At 69.4% G+C, this 25,240-nt stretch carries 25 protein-coding genes; 18 read left to right on the forward strand and 7 right to left on the reverse strand.

Annotated features, from left to right (window positions below; all coding sequences use genetic code 11):
* Window positions 1–2: 2 nt before the first annotated feature.
* Together CAP38_RS03295 and CAP38_RS03300 are read right to left on the reverse strand one after the other, a co-directional pair.
* Window positions 3–761: a 3-hydroxyacyl-CoA dehydrogenase gene (locus CAP38_RS03295; protein ID WP_086119428.1), complete on the reverse strand. Its 759-nt coding sequence runs from the start codon at window positions 759–761 to the stop codon at window positions 3–5.
* A 112-nt stretch (window positions 762–873) separates the two neighbouring features.
* Window positions 874–1,917: an extracellular solute-binding protein gene (locus CAP38_RS03300; protein WP_086119429.1), complete on the reverse strand. Its 1,044-nt coding sequence runs from the start codon at window positions 1,915–1,917 to the stop codon at window positions 874–876.
* 129 nt (window positions 1,918–2,046) lie between these two features.
* Here CAP38_RS03300 and CAP38_RS03305 point away from each other — a divergent pair, with 129 nt between their 5' ends.
* Complete coding sequence (locus CAP38_RS03305) at window positions 2,047–2,976, forward strand: patatin-like phospholipase family protein (RefSeq protein ID WP_086119430.1); 930 nt, start codon at window positions 2,047–2,049, stop codon at window positions 2,974–2,976.
* A 187-nt stretch (window positions 2,977–3,163) separates the two neighbouring features.
* Here CAP38_RS03305 and phaP read toward each other — a convergent pair whose 3' ends face one another.
* The gene (gene phaP, locus CAP38_RS03310; protein ID WP_086119431.1) at window positions 3,164–3,706 is read right to left on the reverse strand and encodes a TIGR01841 family phasin; all 543 of its coding nucleotides are present in this window, start codon (window positions 3,704–3,706) and stop codon (window positions 3,164–3,166) included.
* Between the two features lie 218 nt (window positions 3,707–3,924).
* On the opposite strand from phaP, the gene CAP38_RS03315 reads away from it, so the two are divergent.
* From CAP38_RS03315 to CAP38_RS03380, 14 genes are all read left to right on the forward strand, one after another.
* Window positions 3,925–4,878: a histone deacetylase gene (locus CAP38_RS03315; RefSeq protein WP_086119750.1), complete on the forward strand. Its 954-nt coding sequence runs from the start codon at window positions 3,925–3,927 to the stop codon at window positions 4,876–4,878.
* Between the two features lie 26 nt (window positions 4,879–4,904).
* A complete protein-coding gene (locus tag CAP38_RS03320; RefSeq protein ID WP_086119751.1) occupies window positions 4,905–5,351 on the forward strand; it encodes a thioesterase family protein in 447 nt (148 codons plus the stop codon).
* Entirely contained in the window at window positions 5,348–6,064 is a 717-nt protein-coding gene (locus CAP38_RS03325; protein WP_086119432.1) for a nitroreductase, read from the forward strand. Before CAP38_RS03320 ends, CAP38_RS03325 begins: the two co-directional genes overlap by 4 nt.
* A gap of 31 nt (window positions 6,065–6,095) precedes the next feature.
* Window positions 6,096–6,449: an FKBP-type peptidyl-prolyl cis-trans isomerase gene (locus CAP38_RS03330; protein ID WP_179188436.1), complete on the forward strand. Its 354-nt coding sequence runs from the start codon at window positions 6,096–6,098 to the stop codon at window positions 6,447–6,449.
* Window positions 6,450–6,481: 32 nt separating this feature from the next.
* Window positions 6,482–7,891: a sodium:proton antiporter gene (locus tag CAP38_RS03335; RefSeq protein ID WP_086119753.1), complete on the forward strand. Its 1,410-nt coding sequence runs from the start codon at window positions 6,482–6,484 to the stop codon at window positions 7,889–7,891.
* 54 nt (window positions 7,892–7,945) lie between these two features.
* Window positions 7,946–8,944, forward strand: a complete 999-nt coding sequence (locus tag CAP38_RS03340) for a D-glycerate dehydrogenase (protein ID WP_086119433.1) — start codon at window positions 7,946–7,948, stop codon at window positions 8,942–8,944.
* 3 nt (window positions 8,945–8,947) lie between these two features.
* On the forward strand, window positions 8,948–10,318 hold the full coding sequence (gene rmuC / locus CAP38_RS03345; protein WP_086119434.1) for a DNA recombination protein RmuC: 1,371 nt from the start codon (window positions 8,948–8,950) through the stop codon (window positions 10,316–10,318).
* A gap of 94 nt (window positions 10,319–10,412) precedes the next feature.
* Complete coding sequence (gene mbhE / locus CAP38_RS03350) at window positions 10,413–12,698, forward strand: hydrogen gas-evolving membrane-bound hydrogenase subunit E (protein ID WP_086119435.1); 2,286 nt, start codon at window positions 10,413–10,415, stop codon at window positions 12,696–12,698.
* Window positions 12,695–13,144 carry an MnhB domain-containing protein gene (locus CAP38_RS03355; protein WP_086119436.1) on the forward strand — a complete coding sequence of 150 codons (450 nt, stop codon included), beginning with the start codon at window positions 12,695–12,697 and terminating at the stop codon, window positions 13,142–13,144. Before mbhE ends, CAP38_RS03355 begins: the two co-directional genes overlap by 4 nt.
* Window positions 13,141–13,524 (forward strand): NADH-quinone oxidoreductase subunit K, encoded by a 384-nt coding sequence (locus tag CAP38_RS03360; RefSeq protein ID WP_086119437.1) that lies wholly within the window; start codon window positions 13,141–13,143, stop codon window positions 13,522–13,524. Before CAP38_RS03355 ends, CAP38_RS03360 begins: the two co-directional genes overlap by 4 nt.
* Window positions 13,521–14,990 carry a complex I subunit 5 family protein gene (locus CAP38_RS03365; RefSeq protein ID WP_086119438.1) on the forward strand — a complete coding sequence of 490 codons (1,470 nt, stop codon included), beginning with the start codon at window positions 13,521–13,523 and terminating at the stop codon, window positions 14,988–14,990. Before CAP38_RS03360 ends, CAP38_RS03365 begins: the two co-directional genes overlap by 4 nt.
* Complete coding sequence (locus CAP38_RS03370; RefSeq protein WP_086119439.1) at window positions 14,987–15,340, forward strand: Na+/H+ antiporter subunit E; 354 nt, start codon at window positions 14,987–14,989, stop codon at window positions 15,338–15,340. The genes CAP38_RS03365 and CAP38_RS03370 overlap by 4 nt, the downstream gene beginning before the upstream one ends.
* Window positions 15,337–15,636, forward strand: coding sequence for a monovalent cation/H+ antiporter complex subunit F (locus CAP38_RS03375; protein WP_086119440.1), 300 nt, complete (start codon window positions 15,337–15,339; stop codon window positions 15,634–15,636). Before CAP38_RS03370 ends, CAP38_RS03375 begins: the two co-directional genes overlap by 4 nt.
* On the forward strand, window positions 15,633–15,965 hold the full coding sequence (locus tag CAP38_RS03380; RefSeq protein ID WP_086119441.1) for a monovalent cation/H(+) antiporter subunit G: 333 nt from the start codon (window positions 15,633–15,635) through the stop codon (window positions 15,963–15,965). Before CAP38_RS03375 ends, CAP38_RS03380 begins: the two co-directional genes overlap by 4 nt.
* Before the next feature lies 1 nt (window position 15,966).
* Here the strand turns inward: CAP38_RS03380 and CAP38_RS03385 are convergent, their stop codons facing one another.
* Window positions 15,967–16,605 carry a TetR family transcriptional regulator gene (locus CAP38_RS03385; protein ID WP_086119442.1) on the reverse strand — a complete coding sequence of 213 codons (639 nt, stop codon included), beginning with the start codon at window positions 16,603–16,605 and terminating at the stop codon, window positions 15,967–15,969.
* A gap of 107 nt (window positions 16,606–16,712) precedes the next feature.
* Between CAP38_RS03385 and CAP38_RS03390 the strand changes: the two genes are divergently transcribed.
* From CAP38_RS03390 to CAP38_RS03400, 3 genes are read left to right on the forward strand one after another with little or no spacing between them, the layout of a single operon-like run.
* On the forward strand, window positions 16,713–17,951 hold the full coding sequence (locus tag CAP38_RS03390; RefSeq protein ID WP_086119443.1) for an efflux RND transporter periplasmic adaptor subunit: 1,239 nt from the start codon (window positions 16,713–16,715) through the stop codon (window positions 17,949–17,951).
* Window positions 17,952–17,962: 11 nt separating this feature from the next.
* Window positions 17,963–21,109, forward strand: a complete 3,147-nt coding sequence (locus CAP38_RS03395) for an efflux RND transporter permease subunit (protein ID WP_086119444.1) — start codon at window positions 17,963–17,965, stop codon at window positions 21,107–21,109.
* A gap of 1 nt (window position 21,110) precedes the next feature.
* Window positions 21,111–22,523: an efflux transporter outer membrane subunit gene (locus CAP38_RS03400; RefSeq protein ID WP_143435746.1), complete on the forward strand. Its 1,413-nt coding sequence runs from the start codon at window positions 21,111–21,113 to the stop codon at window positions 22,521–22,523.
* Here CAP38_RS03400 and CAP38_RS03405 read toward each other — a convergent pair whose 3' ends face one another.
* The 3 genes from CAP38_RS03405 to earP all read right to left on the reverse strand — a co-directional run bounded on the left by CAP38_RS03405 (window position 22,524) and on the right by earP (window position 25,227).
* Window positions 22,524–23,390 (reverse strand): TIGR00730 family Rossman fold protein, encoded by an 867-nt coding sequence (locus tag CAP38_RS03405; protein ID WP_086119445.1) that lies wholly within the window; start codon window positions 23,388–23,390, stop codon window positions 22,524–22,526.
* A gap of 108 nt (window positions 23,391–23,498) precedes the next feature.
* Window positions 23,499–24,053: an elongation factor P gene (gene efp, locus CAP38_RS03410; protein ID WP_086119446.1), complete on the reverse strand. Its 555-nt coding sequence runs from the start codon at window positions 24,051–24,053 to the stop codon at window positions 23,499–23,501.
* Window positions 24,054–24,129: 76 nt separating this feature from the next.
* Window positions 24,130–25,227 carry an elongation factor P maturation arginine rhamnosyltransferase EarP gene (gene earP, locus CAP38_RS03415; RefSeq protein ID WP_086119447.1) on the reverse strand — a complete coding sequence of 366 codons (1,098 nt, stop codon included), beginning with the start codon at window positions 25,225–25,227 and terminating at the stop codon, window positions 24,130–24,132.
* Window positions 25,228–25,240: the final 13 nt, after the last annotated feature.

A 25,240-nucleotide genomic window follows, 5' to 3' on the forward strand; every position in this document is an offset into this window, starting at 1 on the left:
GGTCAGCGCGGAGCCAGGCGGATGGCACCGTCCAGGCGGATCACTTCGCCGTTGAGCATGTCGTTTTCGATGATGTGCCGGGCCAGTCTGGCGTAGTCGGCCGGGGTGCCCAGGCGGCTGGGGAAGGGCACGCTGGCGGCCAGCGCGTCCTGCACCTCCTGCGGCATGCCGAACAGCATCGGCGTGCCGAAGATGCCGGGGGCGATCGTCATGTTGCGGATGCCGTTGCGCGCCAGATCGCGGGCGATCGGCAGCGTCATGCCGACCACGCCGCCCTTGGACGCCGCATAGGCCGCCTGGCCGATCTGGCCGTCGTAGGCGGCCACGCTGGCGGTGCTGATGAGCACGCCGCGTTCGCCGGTGGGCTCGGGCTCGTTCTTGCACATCGCCTCGGCGGCCAGACGGATCATGTTGAAGCTGCCGACCAGGTTGACCATGATGGTCTTGGTGTAGACCGACAGGGCATGGGCGCCGTTCTTGCCCACCGTCTTCTCGGCCGGGGCGATGCCGGCGCAGTTGACCAGTCCCACCAGCTTGCCCATGGCCGTGGACCGGGCCACCACCGCCTGGCCGTCGGCTTCCTGGCTCACGTCGCACTGGACGAAGGCGCCGCCGATCTCGCGGGCCACGGCCTCACCTTTGTCGACCTGCATGTCGGCAATCACCACCTTGCCACCGGCCGCGGCCAGCATGCGGGCCGTGCCTTCGCCCAGACCGGACGCGCCGCCGGTGACGATGAAAACCTTGCCTTGAATCTCCATGGGGTGCTCCTCGGGTGGATCGCGCGTTGCGCTTGACGTTGACGTAAACGTCAATTATGGCCCACAAAAAACCCGCCGGGAGGCGGGTTTCGGGGCTGGTTGAACGGATCGTTCACTTGAAGCCGACGCGGTCCAGCATCTGCTGCACCTTGGTCATGTTCTTGGCGACCGAGGCCAGCGGCACGTTCTCGGCCTTGAAGTTCTCGCCGCCCATGGCCTTGAGCGCGGCGTTGTCGACCTTCACGCCCTTGGCAGCGGCGAACTCGTTGTTGCCGTCGGCAAAGTACTGCTGGGCGAACGGGCTGGCCAGGTACTCCATGAACTGCACGGCGGCGTCACGGTTCTTGGCGTGTTTGGCCACTGCGGCGCCGGCGATGTTGACGTGGGTGCCGGTGGTGCCCTGGTTGGGGAACACCACACGCACCCGCTCCACCACCGCGCGGTCTTCCGGCTTGGTCGACTTGACCAGGCGCGCCATGTAGTAGGTGTTGGTCAGTGCCACGCCGCACTCACCCGAGGCGACAGCCTTGATCTGGTCGGTATCGCCGCCCTTGGGAGCGCGGGCCATGTTGTCCACCAGGCCCTTGAGCCAGGCTTCGCCCTTCTGGTCGCCCAGGCGCTCGACCACGGTCGAGAACAGCGACAGGTTGTACGGGTGCGAGCCGGAGCGGGTGCAGAGCATGCCCTTGAGCTTGGGATCGGCCAGCTGCTCGTAGGTGGCCACGTCGGCGGCCTTCACGCGGATCGGGTCGTACACGATCACGCGGGCGCGGGTGGAGAAGCCGGTCCAGGTCACGCCGTCGGCGGTGGGGGCGGCGCGCAGGTTGGCGGGGATGGCGGCGTCCAGCTTGGCCGACTTGATCGGCTGGAACAGCCCCTGGGCATCGGCGGCGGCCATGCGGGCGGCGTCCACCAGCAGCACCACGTCGGCTGGCGAGGCGGCACCTTCGGCCCGCAGGCGGGCCACAATGCCGGCGTCGTCGGCGTCCACCCGGTTGATCTTGATGCCCGTGGTCTTGGTGAAGGTGTCGTACATCACCTCGTCGGTCTGGTAATGGCGGGCCGAATACACATTGAGCACCTTGTCCTGCGCCAGCGCGGGCAGTGCGGTGGCAGCGGCCAGGGAGAGGGCAATGGCAGAAAAGCGGATGTTCATAAGACGCTGGGGTTGGGTGGAACGGGAGGGGAGTGAAGCTTGCTGCGGTGCGGCAGAATGATGATCATGGTAACACAAACGCGAATTGTTCTTAATAACTTTATGGGCATCAGGGCTTCATGGGTGGCGATGCTGCTGGCCTTGTGGCTGGCGGGCTGCTCCAGCGTGGCGGTGCGGCCGGAGGGCGCGCCCGGGCCGGTGCCGGGGCAGACCTCCGACCCGGCGGTGCCACCGGTGGTGGAGCCCGCCGTGCCGCCACCGGTGGTGGCTCAGCGACCGCCCCGTCTGGGTCTGGCCCTGGGCGGGGGAGCGGCCCGGGGCTTTGCCCATGTGGGCGTCATCCAGGTGCTGGAGCAGAACGGCATCCGGCCCGATCTGGTGATCGGCACCTCGGCGGGCAGCCTGGTGGCGGCGCTGTACGCCAGCGGCATGAACGCCGCCGAGCTGGAGCGTGCCGCGCTGGCCATGGAAGAGGCCACGCTGACCGACTGGACCTTGCCGTTCCTGGGCCGGGGCATGCTGCGGGGCGAAGCCTTGAGCCGTTATGTGCGCAAGGTGGTCAACGGCAAGCTGATCGAGCAGATGCAGATCCCGCTGGGCGTACTGGCCACCGACCTGTCCAACGGTCAGGGCATCGTGTTCCGGCGGGGCGACACCGCGCAGGCGGTGCGGGCGTCCAGTGCGGTGCCGGGCGTCTTCTCGCCGGTGCCGATTGCGGGTCGGGAGTATGTGGACGGCGGCCTGGTGGCGCCGGTGCCGGTGCGCCAGGCGCGCGACATGGGTGCCGAGGTGGTGCTGGCCATCGACATCTCCAGCGCACCGGATGGCAACCGGGCCGACGGCAGCCTGGAAGTCCTGCTGCAGACCTTCGCCATCATGGGCCAGAGCATCAACCGCCATGAGCTGGCGGATGCCGACGTGGTGGTCCGGCCTGCGCTCAAGGGCGTGGGCAGTGCCGACTTCGCCGCCCGCAAGCGGTCCATCGAAGCCGGGCGCGCCGCCATGAAGGCGGCATTGCCCCAGCTGCAGGCCCAGCTGGCCCGGCTGCGTCCCCGCTGAACGCCGACGGCCCGGGCATAAAAAAAGCCCTCACCGATTGGTGAGGGCTTGGAAGGGGTCCCGTGAAACCGTTTCCATCAGCGACCCGAGGAGACAACCAGAAACTGGGGTGGATGAGGCACGATTCAAGTATCAACGGACCGCTTCGGGGTCGATGCCCCGATCAGCGGCCCGTTTCGGGGGTTGATCAGCGCTTGCGGGCAGCCGTCTTGGTGGCGTTGACCGCGGTGGCGGTCACGGTGTTGAAGTTGGCTTCGGCCATTTCGGTGGCCTGCTTCACGGCTTTCTGCACCGATTCCATGGCGTTGTTGGCGGCGGACACGGCGCTCTTCATGACGGCCACGGCGGTCTCGGAACCGGCGGGAGCGTTCTTGGCGGCGTTGTCGACGACGGCCAGGATCTTCTTCTGGGTGTCGGCGGCGGTGGCTTCAGCGGCCTTGGTGAACTCGGCACCGGTGCCCGAAGCGATGTCGTACAGGTGACGGCTGTAGGCCACGGTCTTCTCGGCCAGGGGCTGCATCAGGCTGGCTTGCAGGGTCAGCAGTTCCTGGGCGTCCTTGACGCTGAGCAGCGCCTGCGCGTTGGAAGCGGATTCGGTCAGTGCGGCCTTGGTGGCCTGCACGTTGAGTTCCACCAGCTTTTCCACGCCTTCGAAGGCTTTGTGGGTGAGACCGAAGAGGGTCTCGAGGTGGGCTTTCTGGGCGGCAACGATTTGTTCGGCGGTCAGCATGTTCAGGCTCCTGAGGTGGGTGGGTGACAAGGATCTGTTGAAGGCTGCCGGTCGGGCCGTGTGGGCCGTTTCCGTTTTGCTGCGCTGCAACATGGAACGAATGATAGGGGCATGAAACCCGGTCTGCAAGCACTTTTTGCTGCGTTGCACCATTTTTGAGGGGCTTGCCTAAATCCGAGCCCGGGCGGACGTTGGAAGCCCCGCCCGACAATCCGGCGGTGCACGCCTTCTACGCCGACCATTTCGTCCTGCCGCTGCCCCCGGGGCACCGGTTTCCCATGGCCAAGTACGCCCGGCTGCGCGAGAGGCTGGCCCAGGAGCTGCCGCAGGTCCGGATGCACGAGGCCCTGCCCGCCACCGACGGCGAACTGGCGCTGGTGCACAGCCCGGCCTACATCGATGCCATTGCCCAGGGCACCCTGGCGGCCCCGCTGCAGCGGGAGATCGGCTTTCCCTGGAGTCCGGCCATGGCCGAGCGGGCGCGGCGCTCGGTGGGCGCCACGCTGCAGGCGGCCCGCGAGGTGATGGCGCATGGCGGGGTGGCGGCCAATCTGGCCGGTGGCACCCACCACGCTTACGCCGACAAGGGCGGCGGCTTCTGCGTCTTCAACGACTTTGCGGTGGCCGCCCGCCTGATGCAGGCCGAACATGCCCGGCAACGGGGCAGGGCGCCCTTGCAGGTGGCCATCATCGATCTGGACGTGCACCAGGGCAACGGCACCGCCCGCATCTTTGCCGACGACCGTTCGGTCTTCACCCTGTCGCTGCACGGCGCCCGCAATTTCCCGTTCCGCAAGGAGCCGAGCGACCTGGACGTGGAGCTGCCGGATGGCTGTGCCGACGACGAGTACCTCGATGCCGTCGACCGCGCGCTGGACGAGCTGGCCCACCGGTTCGATCCCGGCCTGGTGCTGTACCTGGCCGGTGCCGACCCGCACGAGGGCGACCGGCTGGGCCGGCTGAAGGTCAGTTACGACGGCATGGAGGCGCGCGACCGGCGGGTGATGCACTGGGCCTGGCAGCGGCGGCTGCCGGTGGTCATGGCCATGGGCGGCGGCTATGGCCACGATCTGGAGACCACGGTGCAGGTGCAGGTCAACAGCTACCGCGTGGCACTGGAATACCACCAGCGCCTGCAGCGCCAGCCCGGGGCGCTGGCGACAGCGCCGTGATGGCGGCGCTGGCACAATCGCGCCCCATGCCGTCCAGCCCGTCGTCCCGTCCGCAAGCCTTGCCCCGCAGCCATTACCGGGCTTTCCGCGCCATCGGCACCCGCTGGGCCGACAACGATGTGTACGGCCATGTGAACAACGTCGTGTACTACAGCTGGTTCGACACGGCGGTCAATGCCCACCTGATCGAGGCCGGCGCGCTGGACATCCACCAGGGCGAGGTCATCGGCCTGGTGATCGAGACCCAGTGCAACTACTTTGCGCCGCTGGCCTTCCCCCAGACCGTCTGGGCCGGCCTGCGCGTGGCGCACCTGGGCACTTCCAGCGTGCGTTACGAGGTCGGCCTGTTCGCCGAGGGCGAGGACCTGTGCGCCGCCTGCGGCCATTTCGTGCATGTGTATGTGGACCGCCAGACGCGCCGCCCGGTGCCGCTGCCGGACCGTCTGAAAACCACCCTGGAGACCCTGCGATGACCTCTGTCCCCGCCGCCGTGATCGATGCCGCCAGCGTCGACGCGGCCATCACCAGCCGGATGTCGGCCCGTGCCTTCCTGCCCGAACCGGTGCCGCGTGCCACCATCGAGCACATCCTGCAGGTGGCCAGCCGCGCGCCCTCGGGCACCAACACCCAGCCCTGGAAGGTGTACGTGCTTCAGGGCGCCAGCCGCGACACGCTGGTGGACAAGGTCTGTGCCGCCCACGACGCCTTGCGCGCCGACCCGTCGCTCGCCGCGCAGTACCGCGAGGAATACGACTACTACCCCGAGAAATGGGTCAGCCCCTACATCGACCGCCGGCGCGAGAACGGCTGGGGCCTGTACGGCCTGCTGGGCATCGGCAAGGGCGACAAGGACAGGATGCACCTGCAGCACCAGCGCAACTTCCGCTTCTTCGATGCGCCGGTGGGCCTGATGTTCACCCTCGACAAGGTCATGGGCCGGGGCTCGCTGGTGGACTACGGCATGTTCCTGCAGAACATCATGGTGGCCGCCCGTGCCCAGGGCCTGCACACCTGCCCGCAGGCCGCCTGGAACGGCTTTGCCAGGATCATCCTGCCGCACATCGGCGCGGCCGAGAACGAGATGCTGGTCTGCGGCATGGCCCTGGGCTTTGCCGATCCGGCCGATCCGGTCAACGGCTTCCACACGCCGCGCGAGACCGTGGCCTCTTTCACCACCTGGCTCTGAGCCAGACCCCGATTTCATTCAGGAGCATTCGATGACCATGATCACCACCCCCAGCGGCCTGCAGTACGAGGACACCGTGGTCGGCCAGGGCGAGGAAGCCCGCGCCGGCCGCCCGGTGCAGGTGCACTACACCGGCTGGCTCTACAACGACGGCCAGCAGGGCCGCAAGTTCGACTCCAGCAAGGACCGCGGCCAGCCGTTCGAATTCCCGCTCGGTGCCGGCCACGTCATCAAGGGCTGGGACGAGGGCGTGCAGGGCATGAAGGTCGGCGGCACCCGCCGTCTGGTGATTCCCGCCGCGCTGGGCTATGGCGCCCGCGGCGCCGGCGGCGTGATCCCGCCCAATGCCACGCTGCTGTTTGAGGTGGACCTGCTGGCCGTCTGAGCCACACAAGCAGGACACGGAGGAGTCCGATGATGAACAAGAAACTGCTGCCAGCCCTGCTGGCGGGCTGGCTGCTGCCGGCCGTGGCCCGTGCGGCCGATCTGGACGGCAGCCAGCTCTCGGTGCTGTGGGGCGTGCCTTTTGCCGGCGTGCTGCTGTCGATCGCCCTCATGCCCTTGCTGGCGCCTTCCTTCTGGCACCACCACTTCGGCAAGGTGGCGGCGGCCTGGGGCCTGGCCTTTCTGGTGCCGTTCGCACTGACCTTCGGTTTCCCGGCGGCCGGTGCGGCGGTGGTGCATGCGGCGCTGGCCGAATACATCCCCTTCATCATCCTGCTCACGGCGCTGTTCACCGTGGCCGGCGGCATCTTCGTGCGCGGCAACCTGCATGGCAGCCCGGGGCTGAACACCGGCCTGCTGGCCACCGGCGCCGTGCTGGCCAGCTTCATGGGCACCACCGGTGCCTCGATGCTGCTGATCCGCCCGCTGATCCGCGCCAACGACAACCGCAAGCACCAGGTGCATGTGGTGGTTTTCTTCATCTTCATCGTCTCCAACGCCGGCGGCGCACTCACCCCGCTGGGCGATCCGCCGCTGTTCCTGGGCTTCCTCAAGGGCGTGGACTTCTTCTGGACCGTGACCCATCTGTGGGGCCAGACGCTGTTCATGGTGGGCACGCTGCTCGCCCTGTTCTACGCCATCGACTGGTTCTACTTCCACAAGCGGGAAGAGGTGCGTCCGGTCGACCCGACGCCCGACACGACCCGGCTGGGCTTTGAGGGCGCGGTCAATTTCGCGCTGCTCGGCGGCGTGGTCGGGCTGGTGCTGCTGAGCGGGCTGTGGAAGTCGCCGGTGGTCTTCAACATCGCCGGCACCGAGGTCGGTCTGCCCGGCATCGTGCGCGACGTGGGCCTGATCGTCATCACCCTGGTGTCGCTGCGCATCACGCCGAAGTCGGCCCACGAGGGCAACCAGTTCGGCTGGGGCCCGATGCTGGAGGTGGCCAAGCTGTTCGCTGCCATCTTCCTCACCATCATCCCGGTGATCGCCATGCTGCGCGCCGGCGTGGATGGCCCGTTCGGTGCCATCGTGCGCGCCGTCACGCGGGCCGACGGTTCGCCCGATCCGGCCATGTACTTCTGGGCCACCGGCGCGCTGAGCTCCTTCCTGGACAACGCGCCCACTTACTTGGTGTTCTTCAACACCGCCGGCGGCGATCCGGCCGTGCTCATGACCACGCTGGCCACCACGCTGGTGGCGGTGTCGGCCGGCGCCGTGTTCATGGGTGCCAACACCTACATCGGCAATGCACCCAACCTGATGGTCAAGGCGATTGCCGAAGACCGCGGCGTGAAGATGCCCAGCTTCTTCGGCTACATGCTGTGGTCGTGCGGCATCCTGCTGCCGCTGTTCGGGCTGATGACCTGGATCTGGTTCGTCTGACCGCGCCACCGCCGCTCACCCGCTGCTCACCCACAACATTCAAGGAGACCCCCCATGAGCCAGAAACCGGCCATCTTCATCGCCCGCAAGGTGTTCCCCGAGGTGGTGACCCATCTCGCGCAGCATTTCGATGTGGAGATGAACGAATCCGACGAGGTGCTGCCGCCGGCCGAACTGATCGCCCGCCTGCAGGGCAAGCAGGGCGCACTCACCACCGGCAGCGAGCGGGTGGACGCCGCGCTGCTGGCGGCCTGCCCGCAGCTCAGGATCGCGGCCAACATTGCCGTGGGCTTCAACAACTTCGACGTGCCGGCCATGACGGCCGCCGGCGTGCTGGCCACCAACACCCCCGACGTGCTGACCGAGACCACGGCCGACTTCGGCTTTGCCCTGGTGATGGCCACGGCCCGCCGCGTGACCGAGAGCGAGCATTTCCTGCGCGCCGGCCAGTGGAACAAGTGGAGCCTGGACATGTTCGCCGGTGCCGAGGTGCACGGCAGCACGCTGGGCATCCTGGGCATGGGCCGCATCGGCCAGGCCATCGCCCGCCGGGGCGCCCACGGCTTCGGCATGAAGGTGATCTACCACAACCGCTCGCGCCTGGATGCCGCCCTGGAGGCCGACTGCAAGGCGAGCTATGTGGACAAGGCCACGCTGCTGGCACAGGCCGACCACCTGATCCTGGTGCTGCCCTACAGCGCGTCGTCGCACCATGCCATCGGTGCGGCCGAGATCGCGCAGATGAAGCCCACCGCCACGCTGATCAACATTGCGCGCGGCGGCATCGTGGACGACGCCGCGCTGGCCGTGGCCCTGCGGGAGCGACGCATCGCCGCCGCCGGCCTGGACGTGTTCGAGGGCGAGCCCAAGGTGCACCCCGACCTGCTCACCGTGCCCAACGTGGTGCTCACGCCGCACATCGCCAGCGCCACCATCGCCACCCGCAAGGCCATGGCCATGCTGGCGGCCGACAACGTGATCGGCTACCTGACCCAGGGCCAGCCGAAGACGCCGCTCAACGCCGAGATCATTGGCGCCGGCGCACGGGCCTGACGCATGGACACGGCCCTCCTGGCGGTTGCGGTCCTGCTGCTGCTGGCGCAGGGTGTGGGCCTGGCGCTGCTGTTTCGGCTGCGCTCGGGCCGGCAGGACGCCGAGCGCCGGTCCGAACAGCTGCAGGCCCGGCTGACCGAGCTCGAGCAATCGCGCCAGCAGGGCGAGCGCGAGTTGCGGCGGGAGCTGGCCGATGCTGCCCGCGAGCAGCGCCAGGAACTCACCCTTGCCCTGGGGGCATTCCAGGAAGCCCTGTTGCGCCAGGGCGCTGAAGCCACGCGGACCCAGAATGCCCAGATCGATGCCTTTGCCCAACAGCTGGTGCAGCTGCGCGGCAGCCTGGGCGACACCCTGGTCAGGCAGCTGCAGGACCTGTCGGAAGCCAACGCGCGCCGGCTGGCCGAGGTGCGCGCCACGCTCGAGGCCCAGCTCACCCAGTTGCAGCAGGGCAATGCCGCCAAGCTCGACGAGATGCGGGCCACGGTGGACGAGAAGCTCCAGAGCACCCTGCAGGCCCGGCTGGGCGAGAGCTTCAAGCAGGTGGCCGACCGGCTGGAGCAGGTGCACAAGGGCCTGGGCGAGATGCAGAGCCTGGCGCAGGGCGTGGGCGACCTCAAGCACCTGCTCACCAATGTCAAGACGCGCGGCATGTTCGGCGAGGCCCAGCTGGCCGCGCTGCTGGAGCAGGTGTTCGCACCCGACCAGTACGCCAGCCAGGTGGCCACCCGGCCCGGCAGCCGCAATGTGGTCGATTTCGCCATCCGCCTGCCGGGCCGGGGCGACGACGGCGCGCCGTGCTGGCTGCCGATCGACGCCAAGTTCCCCAACGAGGACTACGAACGCCTGCTCGATGCCCAGCAGCGCGCCGACGCCGAGGGCGCCGAGCTGGCCGCGCGCGGCCTGGAGCAGCGCATCCGGCTGGAAGCCAGGTCCATGGCCGAGAAGTACCTGGAGCCGCCCCACACCACCGACTTCGCCATCCTGTTCCTGCCCACCGAAGGCCTGTATGCCGAGGTGCTGCGCCGCCCCGGCCTGATGGAGCAGCTGCAGCGGGACTTCCGCGTCGCGCTGGCCGGCCCGACCACGCTGATGGCCATGCTGAATTCGCTGCAGATGGGTTTCCGCACCCTGGCGCTGGAGAAGCGCAGCTCCGAGGTCTGGCAGGTGCTGGGGGCGGTCAAGACCGAGTTCGGCAAGTTCGGCGACGTGCTGGCCAAGGTCAAGAGCCAGACCCAGACGGTGCTCAACACACTGGACAGCGCCGAGGTGCGCAGCCGCGCCATGGGCCGGGCGCTCAAGGCGGTGGAGGCCTTGCCGGCCGAACACGCCGAGCGGCTGTTGCCGGGGGAGCCGGCCGACCGCGACGGCGGCTGAAGCGGCCCCGGCCCGAGGCCGGTGCAAGGGTGTCAGCCGGGGTTCAGGCGGGAACCCCGGGGGGTGGCTTATGATCTTAAGTCTTTCTTAAATCATGGCAGCCACTCCCCACGACCCTTCACAGCCCGGCCTCTCGGTGGCCGCGCGCAGCGCCTTCGTGGCGCTGCCCTTGCTGTCGTTGTGCCTGCTGGTCGGCCTGTTGCTGGTCCATGACCTGCCCTGGATCTGGCGCGTGGACTGGGTGCCGGCGCTGGGCATCGAGGCGGCGTTCCGGGTCGATGGCCTGTCGGTGCTGATGCTGCTCATGATCACCGGCGTGGGCACGGCGGTGTTCATCTACGCCGGCGGCTACCTGGCCGGCGACCCGAACCAGCACAAGCTGCTGATCATGCTGTCGCTGTTCATGCTGGCCATGGTGGGCTGCGTGACCGCCGACAACCTCTTCGTGCTGTTCCTGTTCTGGGAAATGACCAGCCTCACCTCGTTCGCGCTGGTGGGGTATCACCACCACCAGGCGGCGAGCCGGCAGTCGGCCCAGCAGGCACTGCTGGTCACCGGCACCGGCGGGCTGGCATTGCTGGCCGGCTTCATCCTGCTGGCGCAGGTGATGGGCACCTCGCGCATCAGCGAGATCGTGGCCCGCCTGCCCGATGTCGCCACCACGCCGGCCCTGACCGCCGCCCTGGTGCTGATCCTGGTGGGCGCCTTCACCAAGAGCGCGCAGTTCCCGTTCCATTTCTGGCTGCCCAATGCCATGGCGGCGCCCACGCCGGTGTCGGCCTACCTGCACTCGGCCACCATGGTGAAGCTGGGCGTGTACCTGCTGGCGCGGCTGGACCCGGGCTTTGGCGAATGGCCGCTGTGGATCTGGTCGCTCAAGCTCGCCGGCAGCATGACCGCGGCCTGGGGCATGGTGCTGGCGCTGCGCGAGCGCGACCTCAAGCGCATCCTGGCCTGGTCGACCGTGGCCACCCTGGGCACGCTGGTGACCCTGGTGGGCCTGCCCGGCGAGAGCGCCACCGTGGCGGTGGGAGCCCTGCTGCTGGCCCATGCGCTGTACAAGGCGCCGCTGTTCTTCGTGGCCGGCAACATCGACCACGGCACCGGCACCCGGGTGATCGACCGGCTGGGCAACCTGCGCCATGCCATGCCCTGGACGGCAGTGGCCGCACTGCTGGCCGGCGCCTCCATGGCCGGCATGCCGCTGTCGCTGGGCTTCATCGCCAAGGACGTGATCCTGGTGGCCAAGACCGAGGGCGACGTGGCGGCCTTTGCCAATGTGGCCAACACCATCTTCGGCGCCATTGCGGTGGCGGTGGCCGGCGTGGCGGCCATCCGGGTGTTCTGGCGCCATCCGGGCACCAACGAGACCCCGCCCGATGCGCACGAGGGGGGGCTGGCCCTGGTGGCTCCGCCGCTGGCGCTGGCTTTCCTGGGCGTGATCCTGGGTCTGTTCCCCTGGCTGCTGGACCATCTGCTCGCCCAGGCGGCGGTGGCCATGACGCCGACCGACAACGCCGTGCTGCTCGACCTGACGCCCTCGTACGGCCCCATGCTGGGCTCGCTCGCCATCACGCTGGGCATCGGGGTGGCGGTGTATCTGCTGTGGGACCCGCTGCACCGCATCTTCGAGCGCATCGACCGGCAGCTCGGGCGGGTGTCGATGGCGGCCACCTACGAACGCTCGCTGGTGGCCATTCCGCGCGTGGCCGCCGGCATCACGCGGCTGTTCCAGCATGGTCGCCTGCCGGGCTATGGCGTCCTCATGCTGGGCGCGGTGGCGGCGGCCTTGCTGGGCCTGGTGGCCGCAGGTGCCGGGCGCTGGGTCTGGCCGGCGTGGGGAGCCGCGCCCGGTGCCGGGCTGCTGGGCGCCGGCGCACTCATCGTGTTCGGCGCGCTGGCCTCGCTGTTCGCCCGCGACCGGCTGGTGCTGCTGCTCACCGCCGGCCTGACCGGCTTCGGCAGCGCCGTGTTCTTCCTGTTCGCCGGTGCGCCGGATGTGGCCTTCACCCAGTTCGTGGTGGAGGCGGTGCTGGTGATCGTGGTGGCGTCGGTGCTGCTCACGCTGCGCCGGCTCGGCCGTGGCAGCGGCCTGCCCGATGGCTTCCGTCCGGGTGCCGCGCTGGTGGCCTGCGCCATGGGACTGGCGACGGCGCTGCTGCTGCTGCTGGCCAGCGCGCCGGCGCTGGACATGGCTCTGCCGGATTTCTTCGCCCGCGCCAGCGTGCCCGAGGCCTTCGGCCGCAACGTGGTCAACGTGATCCTGGTGGACTTCCGGGCCCTGGACACGCTGGGCGAGGTCACGGTGGTCATGCTGTCCTTCCTGGCCGCCGGGGGGCTGCTGGCCGCGGCGCGCCGTGAGCGCAAGGAGGGGGCATGACACCGCCGCGCCTGGTCATCCTGGCGGTGCTGGCCCGCCCGCTGTATGCGCTGATCCTGCTGGCCTCGGTGTGGGTGCTGCTGCGCGGCCACAACGAGCCGGGCGGCGGTTTCATCGGCGGCCTGCTGGCGGTGAGCGCCACCGTGCTGTGGGCGGTGGCCCGGGACGCCCGGGCCGCACAGGCCCGGCTGCCCACCGGAGACCCGGTGCGGCTGGCGGCGCTGGGTGCCGGTCTGGCCGCGGTGTCGGGTCTGCCGTCGCTGCTGGAGGGCGGTGCCTACCTGACCCACTGGTGGGGCACCCTGGACCTGTTCGTGACCTCGGTGAAGGTGTCCACCGTCATGCTGTTCGACCTCGGGGTGTACCTGTGCGTGTGGGGTGGTCTGGCCGGCTATGCACTGGGGCTGCTGGGTCTGGACGAGCCGGACTGCGAGGACGCCACATGATTTACTGGACCGCTCTGGTGGTGGGCCTCACGGTGGCCGCCGGCACCTACCTGGCCCTGTCGCGCGACGTGTTCCGCAGCGTCATGGGTTTCGTGCTGATGGGCGCGGCGGTGAACCTGGCCTTGTTTGCATCCGGTCGTCTGGGGTCGGCCCTGCCGGCGGTGGTGCCGGTCGGCCAGCAGGCGCTGGACGAGGCCGCCAACAGCCTGCCGCAGGCCCTGGTGCTCACCGCCATCGTCATCGGGCTGGCGCTGGCCTGTTTTGCCCTGGTGCTGGTGGTGCGTCTGGTGCAGCGCACCGGCAGCGACGATGCGCAGGCCTTGCGGCAGGCCGAGCCGCTGCCGACCGATCCGGTCAAGCCGCCGGAGTCGGTGGCATGAGCGCACTGGTGATCGCTCCGGTGCTGGTGCCGCTGACCACCGCGGTGCTCACGGCAGCCGTGCGCGACCGGCAGCGGCTGCAGGCCGCGCTGAGCGGAGCCGGCGTGCTGGTGTTGCTGCTGTGCAGCCTGGCCCTGGTGGAGCAGGTGCTGGGCGGCACGGTGCCGTCCATGGCCTTCGGCGGCTGGGCCGCGCCCTACGGCATCGAATTCCGGGTGGACCGCACCGGCGCGGCCCTGCTGCTGATCACCGCCCTCATGGGCGCTGCCTGCCTGCTGTTCATGAGCAGCGACGCCGATCCCGGCAGCCACCAGCCCCTGCGGCTGCCGCTGCTGCACGGCCTGCTGGCCGGTGTGGGCGGGGCGTTTGCCACGGCGGACCTGTTCAACCTCTATGTGTGGTTCGAGGTCATGCTGATCTGCTCGGTCGGCCTGTTTGCCATCGGCGGTCGCACCGACCAGCTCGATGCCACCTGGAAGTACCTCAGCCTCAACCTCATGGGCACGCTGCTGCTGCTGCTGGCGGTGGGCATGGTGTATGCGGCCACCGGCCACCTGAACTACGGCGCGCTGGCGCAGGCATCGCAGGGGCTGTCGGCGTCGTCCGGACCGCTGGGCGCGCTGGTGCTGGGGGCGCTGCTGCTGGCCTTCCTGGCCAAGTCGGGCGCCTTCCCGCTCTATGCCTGGCTGCCGGCGGCCTACCACACGCTGCCGGCGCCGGTGCTCGCGCTGTTCGCCGGTCTGCTGACCAAGGTGGGGGTGTATGCCGTGCTCAAGGCCACCACCGACATGCTGCCCGGCGCCATGACGCCGTGGCTGGCCGAGGCGCTGGGCTGGGTGGCGGCGGCCACCATGCTGCTGGGTGTGCTGGGTGCGGCCTACCACTGGGACATGCGGCGCATCCTGGCCTTCCACATCATCAGCCAGATCGGCTACATCCTGCTGGCGATCGCCCTGGGCGGCGAAGCCGGACAGGCCGCCACCTTGTTCTACACCCTGCACCACATCGTGGTGAAGGCCAACCTGTTCCTGGTGGCGGCGCTCATCTGGCGGGCCACCGGCAGCTACGACCTGCGCCACATCGGCGGCCTGTACGCGGCGCGGCCGGCACTGGCCCTGCTGTTCCTGGTGCCGGCGCTGTCGCTGGTGGGCATTCCGCCGCTCTCGGGCTTCTGGGCCAAGCTGCTGGTGCTGCAGGAAGCGCTGGCCCAGGGGCGGGTGGTGTGGACCCTGATCGCCCTGGCGGTGAGCGTGCTCACCCTCTATTCGATGATGAAGATCTGGATGCAGGCGTTCTGGAAGCCGCACCCCGACCCGCAGTGGCAGCCCGACGCCTCGGCGCGCGTGGCGCCCGCGTGGGTGGCCTGCCTGCTGCTGGCCGCCATCACCCTGGCGATCGGCCTGAACCCGCAGTGGCTGATCGAGTATTCGCAGGCTGCCGCGCTGCAGCTCGGGAGGTTGCCATGAGGCGTGTGACCGCCGCCCTGGGTCTGACCGGCCGGTTCGTGCGCGCCCTGGTGCTCTCGGCCTGGCAGACGGTGCGCGTGATCTTCCGCGCCAGCACCGACGCCGACCGTGCGCCGGTGCCGGCCTTCGTGCGGGTGCGGTTCGCCCCCATGACCGAAACCGGTGCCGCGCTGCTGGGCTGCATGGTCTCGCTCACGCCGGGCACCACCACGCTGGACATCGACATGGGCCAGCACGAACTGCTGGTGCATGTGCTGGACCGCGCCGACATCGACGGCCTGGTGGATGGCATCCGCACCGATTTCGAGCCAGGCCTGCTGGCCCTGTTCGGCACCGGGGAGGGCGCATGAGCGGCTGGGTGGTGAATGCATTGATCGTGGCCAGCCTGCTGGCCCTGGCCCTGGCGACGGTGCGCCTGCTCAAGGGCCCGACCAGCGCCGACCGCATCGTGGCGCTCGACATCTTTCTGGCCGCCTCGGTGGCCTTGTGCGTGGCGGCCTCGCTGGCCACCGGGCGCACCGTGTTCCTGGACGTGGCCATCGGCCTGGCCCTGGTGGGCTTCGTGGGTACCGTGGGCTGGGCCCGGCTGGTCGACCGCAGCGCCGACCTGCCCGACGGGTCCGGACGGCAGGAGGACCGTTCATGAATCTGCTGGCCACCCTGTTGCTGCTGGCCGGTGCCGCCTTGCTGGTGATCGCCGCCTGGGGTGTGATCGCGTTGCCCGATGCGCTGGCGCGCCAGCACGCCGCCACCAAGGCCGGCACCCTGGCCCTGGTGCTGGTGTGTCTGGGTGCGGGGCTGGCGGTGACCGACGACGGCGGGTGGGGCGAGTGGGCCTGGCGGCTGGGCCTGATCGTGGTGTTCCTGTGGATCACGCTGCCCCTGGCCTCGCACCTGCTGGCCCGCGCAGCGGTGCGCGAATCGCCCGATCAGCGGGCGCAGGCCGAACGGGCCGAGGTCCGCTCGACCCGTTGAGTCATCCCGGCCCGGCGACGTCGAAGCCCAGGCCTTTGAGGTAGGCGTCCATCGTCTGTCCGCCGGCCGCCACCAGGTCGAAGGCCTCGGGGTCGAGCAGCCAGTTCTGGATCAGCCCGTCCACCATCACGTGCAGTCCCAGCGCTGCCGTGGCCATGTCCACCGGCAGTTCGAGGTCGGCGCGTCGCGCAGCCTCGGTCAGGGCGGTGCGGGTCATGGCCATGCATTCGTTGCGCACCCGCAGGTGGCGGTCGCGCACCGCCTGCATCTCGGTGACGTATTCCACCTTGTGGGTGGCCACCTCGAACACCCGCCGGGTCTGGGCGTCGAGCGCGGTCTGGCGCAGCGCGTTCATCATCGAGTGGCGCAGGCCCTGCAGCGGGTCGCGGGTGTGGCTGGCGTTCTCGGCCGCCGAGGCCAGGGTGGCCTCCAGCGGCATGGTCACGCGCTCCATCATGGCGTTGAACAGGTCGGCCTTGTCCTTGAAGTGCCAGTAGATCGCCCCCCGGGTGGTGCCGGCCGCGGTGGCGATGTCATTGAGCGAGGTGCGCGAGACCCCACGCGCCTGGAACAGCTGTTCGGCGGCGTCCAGCAGGCTGTTGCGGGTGGCCAGGGCCTCGGATTTGGTGCGACGGACCATGGTGGATGGGGTGGGAAGGGGTGAACAGCCCGTCAATATACATACATTCGTGTGTGTATGTATACTCCGCCGTTTTCCGCCGCAGACATCCACCCGCCGAGGTTTTCATGCCGACGAACCCCATCCCCCGTTCCCTGAACCGTGGCCGCATGGCCGGTGCCTTCGGTGCCATGGCCTTCGCGGCGTTGCTGGCCGCCTGCGGAGGTGGTCAGCCGGCTGCCGGCGGCCCGCCTGCGGGGGGCATGCCCCCGGCCGAGGTGGGGGTGGTCACGGTCGCGCCCGGCGATGTGGGCCTGCTGACCGAGCTGCCGGGCCGGCTGGAGGCCTCGCGCACCGCCCAGGTCCGGGCGCGCGCCGCCGGCATTCTGCTCAAACGGGAGTTCACCGAAGGCAGCGACGTGAAGGCCGGGCAACGGCTGTTCACCATCGACCCCGCTCCCTACCAGGCGGCATTGCAGACCGCCCAGGCCAGCCTGGCGCGCGCCGAGGCCAATCTGGCCCAGGCCCGCGCACTGGCCGAGCGCTACGCACCGCTGGTGAAGGAAAACGCCATCAGCCAGCAGGAGTACGCCAGCGCGGTGGCGGCCCAGAAGACGGCCGAGGCCGATGTGGCTGCGGGCAAGGCTGCGGTGCAGACCGCCACCATCAACCTCAACTACGCCAGCGTGACCGCCCCCATTGCCGGTCGCATCGGCCGTGCCCTGGTGACCGAGGGCGCGCTGGTGGGGCAGGGCGAGGCCACGCAGCTGGCCGTCATCCAGCAGATCAACCCGGTGTATGTGAACTTCACCCAGTCGGTGTCCGAGGTCTACCGGCTGCAGAAGGCCCGGAAGGATGGGCGCCTGAAGGGGGCTGGCGACCAGGCCGCCACGGTGCGGGTGGTGCTGGAGGACGGCACCGAATACGGCCGCACCGGCCAGCTGCTGTTCTCCGACCTCACGGTCGATCAGGGCACCGGCCAGATCACCCTGCGCGCCGAAGTGCCCAATCCCGACGGCACCCTGCTGCCCGGCATGTATGTGCGGGTGCGGCTGGAGCAGGCCACGGCGGGCAACGCCATCACCCTGCCGCAGCAGGCGGTCACCCGTTCGGCCCAGGGCGACTCGGTCATGGTGGTGGACGCCGAGGGCAAGGCGGTGCGCCGCACGGTGAAGGTGGGCGGCCAGCAGAACGGCCAGTGGGTCATCCTGGATGGCCTGAAGGCCGGCGAGCAGGTCATGGTCGACGGCTTCCAGAAGCTGCGCCCGGGCGCCACCGTCAAGCCGGTGCCCTGGGTCAAGCCCGGCACCGGTGATGGCGCCAAGCCCGCAGGCCAGCCGGCCGCACCGGCGCCCAAGGCCGGCTGAGGAGCGCAGGCATGGCGAAATTCTTCATCGACCGACCCATCTTCGCGTGGGTGATCGCCCTCTTCATCATGGTGCTGGGCGCGGTGTCCATCACCCAGCTGCCGATCAACCAGTACCCGCCGGTGGCCCCGCCGTCGGTGGTGATCACCGCCACCTATCCCGGCGCCTCGGCCAAAACGCTGGAAGACAGCGTGCTGTCGGTCATCGAGCAGGAAATGAACGGCTCGCCGGGCCTGATCTACATGGAAGCCGTGGCCCAGGCCAACGGCACCGGCACCATCACGCTCAGCTTCCAGCCCGGCACCAATCCGGACCTGGCCCAGGTGGATGTGCAGAACCGGCTCTCGCGCGCCTCGCCGCGCCTGCCCTCGGCCGTGACGCAGCAGGGCGTTCGGGTGGACAAGTCGCGCAGCAACTTCCTGCTGTTCGCCATCCTCTCCAGCAGCAACCCGGCCTGGGACCCGGTGGCCCTGGGCGACTATGCCTCGCGCAGCGTGCTGCCCGAGATCCAGCGCCTGCCCGGCGTGGGCCAGGCCCAGCTGTTCGGCACCGAGCGCGCCATGCGCATCTGGATCGACCCGGCCAAGCTGCTGGGCTTCAACCTGAGCGCCGCCGACGTGAACAACGCCATCCGCGCGCAGAACGCCCAGGTGTCGGCCGGCGAGATCGGCGCGCTGCCCATCGTCGATGGCCAGGGCATCTCGGCCACAGTGGTGGTGGACGGCCAGCTGGGCTCCATCGAGCAGTTCGGCAACATCGTGCTGCGGGCCAATGCGGACGGCTCCACCGTGCGCCTGAAGGACGTGGCCCGCATCGAGCTGGGCGCCCAGACCTATGCCACCTCGGCCCGCCTGAACGGACAGCCCTCCACCGGCATCGGCGTGCAGCTCTCGCCCACCGGCAACGCGCTGGCCACGGCCAACGCGGTGCGCGCCAAGATGGCCGAGCTGGAGCGCTTCTTCCCCGAGGGCATGAGCTGGGCCATCCCGTACGACAGCTCGCGCTTCGTGAAGATCTCCATCGAGCAGGTGGCCAAGACGCTGGCCGAGGCCATCCTGCTGGTGTTCCTGGTGATGTATGTCTTCCTGCAGAACTTCCGCTACACGGTGATCCCCACCATCGTGGTGCCGGTGGCCCTGCTGGGCACGTTTGCCACGCTGCTGGCCATGGGCTTCTCGATCAACGTGCTCACCATGTTCGGCATGGTGCTGGTGATCGGCATCGTGGTGGACGACGCCATCGTGGTGGTGGAGAACGTCGAGCGCATCATGAGCGAGGAGGGCCTGCCACCCCTGCAGGCCACGCGCAAGGCCATGGGTCAGATTTCGGGCGCCATCGTCGGCGTGACCGTGGTGCTGATCGCGGTGTTCGTTCCGCTGGCCTTCTTCAGCGGCTCGGTGGGCAACATCTACCGCCAGTTCGCGGCGGTCATGGGCGTGTCGATCGCCTTCTCGGCCTTCATGGCACTCTCGCTCACACCGGCCTTGTGCGCCACGCTGCTCAAGCCGGTGGAGGCCGGGCACCACGATGAGAAGAAGGGCTTCTTCGGCTGGTTCAACCGCTTCTTCAACCGCACCACCGAGCGCTATGCCGGCGGCGTGGGCCGTCTGCTGCCGCGCGCTGGGCGCACCCTCATCGTTTACGTGGCCATCGTGGCCGCTGCGGTGGTGGTCTACATGCGGCTGCCCACGTCCTTCCTGCCGCAGGAAGACCAGGGCACCATGCTGGTCAACGTGCAGCTGCCACCGGGTGCCACCCGCGAACGCACGCTGGACGTGATGAAGCAGGTCGAAGGCTTCATGCTCAAGCAGCCCGAGGTGCAGAGCATGGTCAGCGTGCTGGGCTTCAGCTTCTCGGGCCAGGGCCAGAACGCCGCGCTGGCCTTCATCACCCTCAAGGACTGGTCCGAGCGCACCGACCCGGGCAGCTCTGCCGGCGCACTGGCCGGCCGGGCCTTCGGCGCGCTCTCGGGCATCCGCGACGCGTCCATCTTCCCGCTGAGCCCGCCGCCCATTCCGGAACTCGGTTCGTCCTCCGGTTTCGCCTTCCGCCTGCAGGACCGTGCCGGTCTGGGACGCGAGGCCCTGCTGGCTGCGCGCAACCAGCTGCTGGCCGCCGCCTCGCAGAGCAAGGTGCTGACCCAGGTGCGTCCCGACGGCCTGGAAGACGCGCCGCAGCTGCGCCTGAACATCGACCGCGAGAAGGCGGCTGCGCTGGGTGTGGGCTTCGACGCCATCAGCAGCGCCATCGGCACCGCGCTCGGTTCGAGCTACATCAACGACTTTCCCAACGCCGGCCGCCTGCAGCGCGTGGTGGTGCAGGCCGATGCCGCCGCCCGCATGCAGCCCGACGACGTGCTGCGGCTGAACGTGGTCAACCGTGAGGGCAGGGCGGTGCCGCTGTCGGCCTTCACCACCACCGAATGGGTCAACGGCCCGATGCAGACGGTGCGCTACAACGGCTATCCGTCCATCCGCATCAGCGGCAGTGCCGCGCCGGGCTACAGCACCGGCGCTGCCCTGGCCGAGATGGAGCGGCTGGCCGCCCAGCTGCCGCAGGGCTTCGGCTACGAGTGGACCGGCCAGTCGCGCGAAGAGAAGCTCGCCGGCGCACAGGCCATCGTGCTCTACGCCTTTGCCATCCTGGCGGTCTTCCTGTGCCTGGCCGCGCTGTACGAGAGCTGGAGCATTCCGCTGTCGGTCATCCTGGTGGTGCCGCTGGGCGTGATCGGCGTGCTGCTGGCCACACTGGCCAGGGGCTATGCCAACGATGTGTACTTCCAGGTGGGCCTGATCACCATCATCGGCCTCTCGGCCAAGAACGCCATCCTGATCATCGAGTTCGCCAAGGACCTGCAGGCCCAGGGCAAGAGCGCGATCGAGGCGGCACTCGCCGCTGCCCGCCTGCGCTTCCGCCCGATCATCATGACCTCGCTGGCCTTCACGCTGGGCGTGGTGCCGCTGTTCATCGCCTCGGGTGCCGGCTCGGCCAGCCAGCGCGCCATCGGCACCGGCGTGATCGGCGGCATGATCACCGGCACCGTGCTGGCGGTGGTCTTCGTGCCGGTGTTCTTCGTGGTGGTGCGGTCGATCTTCAAGGGCAGCGAACGCCAGCGTCTGCGCGACGCCGAGGCCGCTGCCGAGCACGGAGTCCACTGACATGAAATCCTCCCTGAACGTCCTGCGGCGGCCGTCCCTGGCCGCGCTGGCCGCAGCCGCCCTGCTGGCCGGCTGCTCCATGATCCCCGAGCTGCCCGGGCCCCACGCCGGCACACCGGACGCCTATCCGCTGGCCCCGGCCTCGGGACCGGCCACGGCGCCCTCCGGCGCCGACCTGGCCTGGTCCGGCTTCATCACCGATGCCCGGCTGCGCGACGTGGTGCAACGGGCCCTGACCAACAACCGCGATCTGCGCGTGGCCACGCTCAACATCGAGCAGGTGCGCGCCCAGTACCAGATCCAGCGGGCCAACCAGTTCCCCACCGTCAACCTGGCTGCCACCGGCAACCGCCAGCCCAACGCCAGCGGCGGCATCACCGACCTCTACAGCGTGGGCCTGGCGACGAGTGCCTGGGAGATCGATTTCTTCGGCCGGCTCGGCAGCCTCAAGGAGGCGGCCCTGGCCCAGTTCCTGGCCAGCGAGGAAGCCCGCCGCGCCGCCCAGACCAGCCTGGTCGCCACCGTGGCCAGCACCTGGCTGAGCCTGCAGGCCAACGAGTCGCTGCTGGCGCTCACCCGCCAGACCCTCAAGACCCGGGAAGACTCGCTGCGCCTGACCCGGCTGCGCTTCGACAACGGGGCCGCCTCGGCGCTGGACCTGCGCCAGGCCGAATCGCTGACCGCTGCGGCCCAGGTGGCGCTGGCCCAGGCCGAACGCGCCCGCCTGCTCGACGTGAATGCCCTGAACCTGCTGGTGGGCGAGCCGGTGCCGACCGACCTGCTGGCGCCTGCCGCGCCCGATGCGGCCCTGCCCGTGGCGGTGCTGGCCGAGGTGCCGGCCGGCCTGCCGTCCGACCTGCTGACCCGCCGTGCCGATGTGCGTCAGGCCGAGCAGCAGCTGGTGGCGGCCAATGCCAACATCGGTGCGGCCCGGGCGGCGTTCTTTCCGCGCATCTCGCTGACCGCCAGCGTGGGCACGGCCAGCAGCGCCCTGTCGGGCCTGTTCAAGGACGGCAGCTGGGGCTTCACCCTGGCGCCACAGGCGCTGCTGCCGATCTTCGACGCCGGCCGCAACCAGGCCGGCCTGGAGTCGGCCCGCGCCGGCCGCGACATCGCGCTCGCCCAGTACGAGAAGGCCATCCAGACCGCCTTCCGCGAGGTGGCCGATGCGCTGGCCGGTCAGGCCACGCTGGGCGAACAGCTGCGGGCCCAGGAAGCCCAGGCCACCGCCGAAGCCGACCGCTTCCGGCTGGCCGAGCTGCGCTACCGCAATGGCGTGGCCAGCTTCCTTGATGTGCTCGATGCCCAGCGTTCGCTGTTCGCCAGCCGGCAGGCCCTGGTGCAGACCCGCCTGGCCCAGCAGCAGAACCGGGTGGCCCTGTACCGCGCCCTGGGCGGCGGCTGGGCCGAGTGATCAGGCCTTGAGGTCGTAGAAGCGCACGATGGCGTCCCAGGCGGCCTGGGCGTCGTCCACATACTCGAACAGATCGAGGTCTTCGGGCGAGATGGTGCCTTCCTCGACCAGCACATCGAGGTTGATCAGGCGCTTCCAGTAGTCGGTGCCGAACAGCACGATCGGCACCGGCTTGGACTTGCGGCACTGCACCAGGGTGATCACCTCGAACAGCTCGTCCAGCGTGCCGAAGCCGCCCGGGAAGGCCACCAGCGCCTTGGCCCGCATCATGAAGTGCATCTTGCGCAGCGCGAAGTAGTGGAACTTGAAGCTGAGCTCGGGCGTGATGTAGGGGTTGGCCGACTGCTCGTGCGGCAGCGCGATGTTCAGCCCCACATTGAGGGCGCCTTCGTCGTGGGCGCCCCGGCTGGCCGCCTCCATGATGCCGGGGCCACCCCCGGTGCAGATGTAGAGACGTCTGTCCGGCGGGCAGCTGGCGCTGTGGCGCGCCACGATGCGGGCAAAGGCCCGCGCCTGGTCGTAGTAGCGCGCGTTGCGCACCAGGGCCTCGGCCTTGCGGATGGCCTGGGCATCGCCGCCGGCCTTGGCCTGGGCGAGGCTGGCGCGGGCTTCGTCGCTGTCGCGGAAACGGGCACTGCCGAACACCACCACGGTGTTCTCGATGCCGAGCGCCTGCTGGGCCAGATCGGGTTTGAGCATCTCGAGCTGCAGCCGGATGCCGCGCGTCTCGCGCTTGAGCAGGAATTCGGGGTCGTTGAAGGCCAGGCGGTAGGCATCGGGCTCCAGCGGCTGGCCGCTGTCGGCATGGGCCTGCAGTTCGGCCCAGGCATCGGCCAGGCGGCGTTCGTTGAAGTTGTGGGGTGACATGGGAAATCCCGAAGAAATGACGGAGGCGAAGGTCAGCAACGATGAACAGAAATGACGAAGGCTCCCTGGGGAGCCTTCGACGGGGTCAGCGGACGCGCAGGTCGTGCATCAGACGCGCTTGCGGTATTCGCCGGTGCGGGTGTCGATCTCGATCTTGTCACCCTGGCTGACGAACAGCGGCACGGGGATCTCGAAACCGGTGGCGATCTTGGCCGGCTTGAGCACCTTGCCGGACGTGTCGCCCTTGACGGCGGGCTCGGTCCAGGTGATCTCGCGCACCACGCTGGTGGGCAGTTCCACCGAGATGGCCTTGCCTTCGTAGAACACCACCTCGACGGCCATGCCGTCTTCCAGGTAGTTCAGGGCGTCGCCCATGTTCTCGGCTTCCACCTCGTACTGGTTGTACTCGCTGTCCATGCAGACATACATGGGGTCGGCGAAGTAGGAGTAGGTGCACTCCTTCTTGTCCAGGATGATCTGGTCCATCTTGTCGTCGGCCTTGAACACCACTTCGGTGCCGATGTTGCCCAGCAGGCCCTTGAGCTTCATGCGGACGGTGGCCGCGCCACGGCCGCCACGGGCGTACTCGGTGCGCAGGACGATCATGGGGTCCTTGCCGTGCATGATGACGTTGCCGGCGCGGATTTCTTGGGCGATTTTCATAGGGGATTCCGATGGAGGTGTCCGGGGGTGGCAGCCACGGATGCGGGCCGTCCGGTTTTTCGCAAAACCCCGGATTTTAGTGCTTTTCGATGTCGACCCGCCCTGCGGCGTGTCCGGCCACGAAAGCCTGCAGCTGCTGCAACAGGTCGGCCTGTTCCAGCAACCGTGCCCGGGCCGCCTGTGCCACTGCCCGCCACCCGGCCAGGGTGGCTGCGTCCGGCCAGACCACCTCGGCCGGGCCGATGCCGTTCCAGTGCCGGTGAAACGCCCGCAGGCTGGGCGGCGCCTGCAGCCAGTCGAGGAAGGCGTCGAGCTTGGCATGGTGGGCATCGTCGTGCTGCGGGTAGATGTGCCACACGAACGCCTGCCCGGCCCACAGCGCCCGCACCAGCGAATCTTCGCCCCGGACGAAGTTGAGGTGACCGCAGCGCAGCAGCCGGTCGAAGTCCACTTGCGTGACCGGCGGCAGCGGGATGCGGCGCGCGCCCGGCGCCAGTGGCAGGTTGCTGGCAGCCGCCTCGGCACGTCCGGGTGTGACCAGCCAGTCGACATCGGCGGCCTGAGCCATCACGGTGGCCAGGCTGGCCGGCTCGTAGCAGAACAGCAGCACCGGCATGGCCTGCGGCCGCAGCGGCAGGCCCAGCGAACCCAGCCTGGCCGCGTCGGCGGCCCGGTCGGGGGCCACGGCTTCCGGCTCGCGCAGCAGGCCGCCGGTGCCGGCGGTGAAGCCGGGGTAGAAGAACCATTTGGTCAGCCCCTGGCCCGGTCCGCGCAGCACCGGGGAGGGCAGGCGGTGGTTGCGCTCCACCCAGGATTCGGCGCTGAGGTACTCCAGGTTGAGCCACACCGGGTCGTGGCGGCGCGCGGCCACGAAGGCTTCGGGCAGCTCGCAACCGAAGGCCTCGATCCACACATCCCCGGGGGGCAGGGCGACCAGCGGGGCGGCATCGAAGGGCTCGGTCCAGCCGTGCACCGACACGCCCGGGTGGCCGGCCGGTGCCATCCAGGCCAGCGGCCCGGGCTGGTCGATCCACAGCCGCACGCTGTGGCCGTGCCGGGCCAGGTTGACCGCCAGCCGCCAGCACACGCCGATGTCGCCCAGGTTGTCGATGACGCGGCAGAACAGGTCCCAGCGCAGCGGGCGGGCGGGGTCGGTCGGGCAGGACGGCAGCATGGGTGCGCATCTT

Source organism: Hydrogenophaga sp. IBVHS2, from assembly GCF_002127215.1.
GTDB lineage: Bacteria > Pseudomonadota > Gammaproteobacteria > Burkholderiales > Burkholderiaceae_C > Hydrogenophaga.

Excerpts from the sequence above, each read along its gene's own strand:
- CAP38_RS03295 (WP_086119428.1), bottom strand. The coding sequence starts at position 761 with ATGGAGATTCAAGGCAAGGTTTTCATCGTCACCGGCGGCGCGTCCGGT.
- CAP38_RS03300 (WP_086119429.1), bottom strand. The coding sequence starts at position 1,917 with ATGAACATCCGCTTTTCTGCCATTGCCCTCTCCCTGGCCGCTGCCACC.
- CAP38_RS03305 (WP_086119430.1), top strand. The coding sequence starts at position 2,047 with ATGCTGCTGGCCTTGTGGCTGGCGGGCTGCTCCAGCGTGGCGGTGCGG.
- phaP (WP_086119431.1), bottom strand. The coding sequence starts at position 3,706 with ATGCTGACCGCCGAACAAATCGTTGCCGCCCAGAAAGCCCACCTCGAG.
- CAP38_RS03320 (WP_086119751.1), top strand. The coding sequence starts at position 4,905 with ATGCCGTCCAGCCCGTCGTCCCGTCCGCAAGCCTTGCCCCGCAGCCAT.
- CAP38_RS03325 (WP_086119432.1), top strand. The coding sequence starts at position 5,348 with ATGACCTCTGTCCCCGCCGCCGTGATCGATGCCGCCAGCGTCGACGCG.
- CAP38_RS03330 (WP_179188436.1), top strand. The coding sequence starts at position 6,096 with ATGACCATGATCACCACCCCCAGCGGCCTGCAGTACGAGGACACCGTG.
- CAP38_RS03335 (WP_086119753.1), top strand. The coding sequence starts at position 6,482 with ATGAACAAGAAACTGCTGCCAGCCCTGCTGGCGGGCTGGCTGCTGCCG.
- CAP38_RS03340 (WP_086119433.1), top strand. The coding sequence starts at position 7,946 with ATGAGCCAGAAACCGGCCATCTTCATCGCCCGCAAGGTGTTCCCCGAG.
- rmuC (WP_086119434.1), top strand. The coding sequence starts at position 8,948 with ATGGACACGGCCCTCCTGGCGGTTGCGGTCCTGCTGCTGCTGGCGCAG.
- mbhE (WP_086119435.1), top strand. The coding sequence starts at position 10,413 with ATGGCAGCCACTCCCCACGACCCTTCACAGCCCGGCCTCTCGGTGGCC.
- CAP38_RS03355 (WP_086119436.1), top strand. The coding sequence starts at position 12,695 with ATGACACCGCCGCGCCTGGTCATCCTGGCGGTGCTGGCCCGCCCGCTG.
- CAP38_RS03360 (WP_086119437.1), top strand. The coding sequence starts at position 13,141 with ATGATTTACTGGACCGCTCTGGTGGTGGGCCTCACGGTGGCCGCCGGC.
- CAP38_RS03365 (WP_086119438.1), top strand. The coding sequence starts at position 13,521 with ATGAGCGCACTGGTGATCGCTCCGGTGCTGGTGCCGCTGACCACCGCG.
- CAP38_RS03370 (WP_086119439.1), top strand. The coding sequence starts at position 14,987 with ATGAGGCGTGTGACCGCCGCCCTGGGTCTGACCGGCCGGTTCGTGCGC.
- CAP38_RS03375 (WP_086119440.1), top strand. The coding sequence starts at position 15,337 with ATGAGCGGCTGGGTGGTGAATGCATTGATCGTGGCCAGCCTGCTGGCC.
- CAP38_RS03380 (WP_086119441.1), top strand. The coding sequence starts at position 15,633 with ATGAATCTGCTGGCCACCCTGTTGCTGCTGGCCGGTGCCGCCTTGCTG.
- CAP38_RS03385 (WP_086119442.1), bottom strand. The coding sequence starts at position 16,605 with ATGGTCCGTCGCACCAAATCCGAGGCCCTGGCCACCCGCAACAGCCTG.
- CAP38_RS03390 (WP_086119443.1), top strand. The coding sequence starts at position 16,713 with ATGCCGACGAACCCCATCCCCCGTTCCCTGAACCGTGGCCGCATGGCC.
- CAP38_RS03395 (WP_086119444.1), top strand. The coding sequence starts at position 17,963 with ATGGCGAAATTCTTCATCGACCGACCCATCTTCGCGTGGGTGATCGCC.
- CAP38_RS03400 (WP_143435746.1), top strand. The coding sequence starts at position 21,111 with ATGAAATCCTCCCTGAACGTCCTGCGGCGGCCGTCCCTGGCCGCGCTG.
- CAP38_RS03405 (WP_086119445.1), bottom strand. The coding sequence starts at position 23,390 with ATGTCACCCCACAACTTCAACGAACGCCGCCTGGCCGATGCCTGGGCC.
- efp (WP_086119446.1), bottom strand. The coding sequence starts at position 24,053 with ATGAAAATCGCCCAAGAAATCCGCGCCGGCAACGTCATCATGCACGGC.
- earP (WP_086119447.1), bottom strand. The coding sequence starts at position 25,227 with ATGCTGCCGTCCTGCCCGACCGACCCCGCCCGCCCGCTGCGCTGGGAC.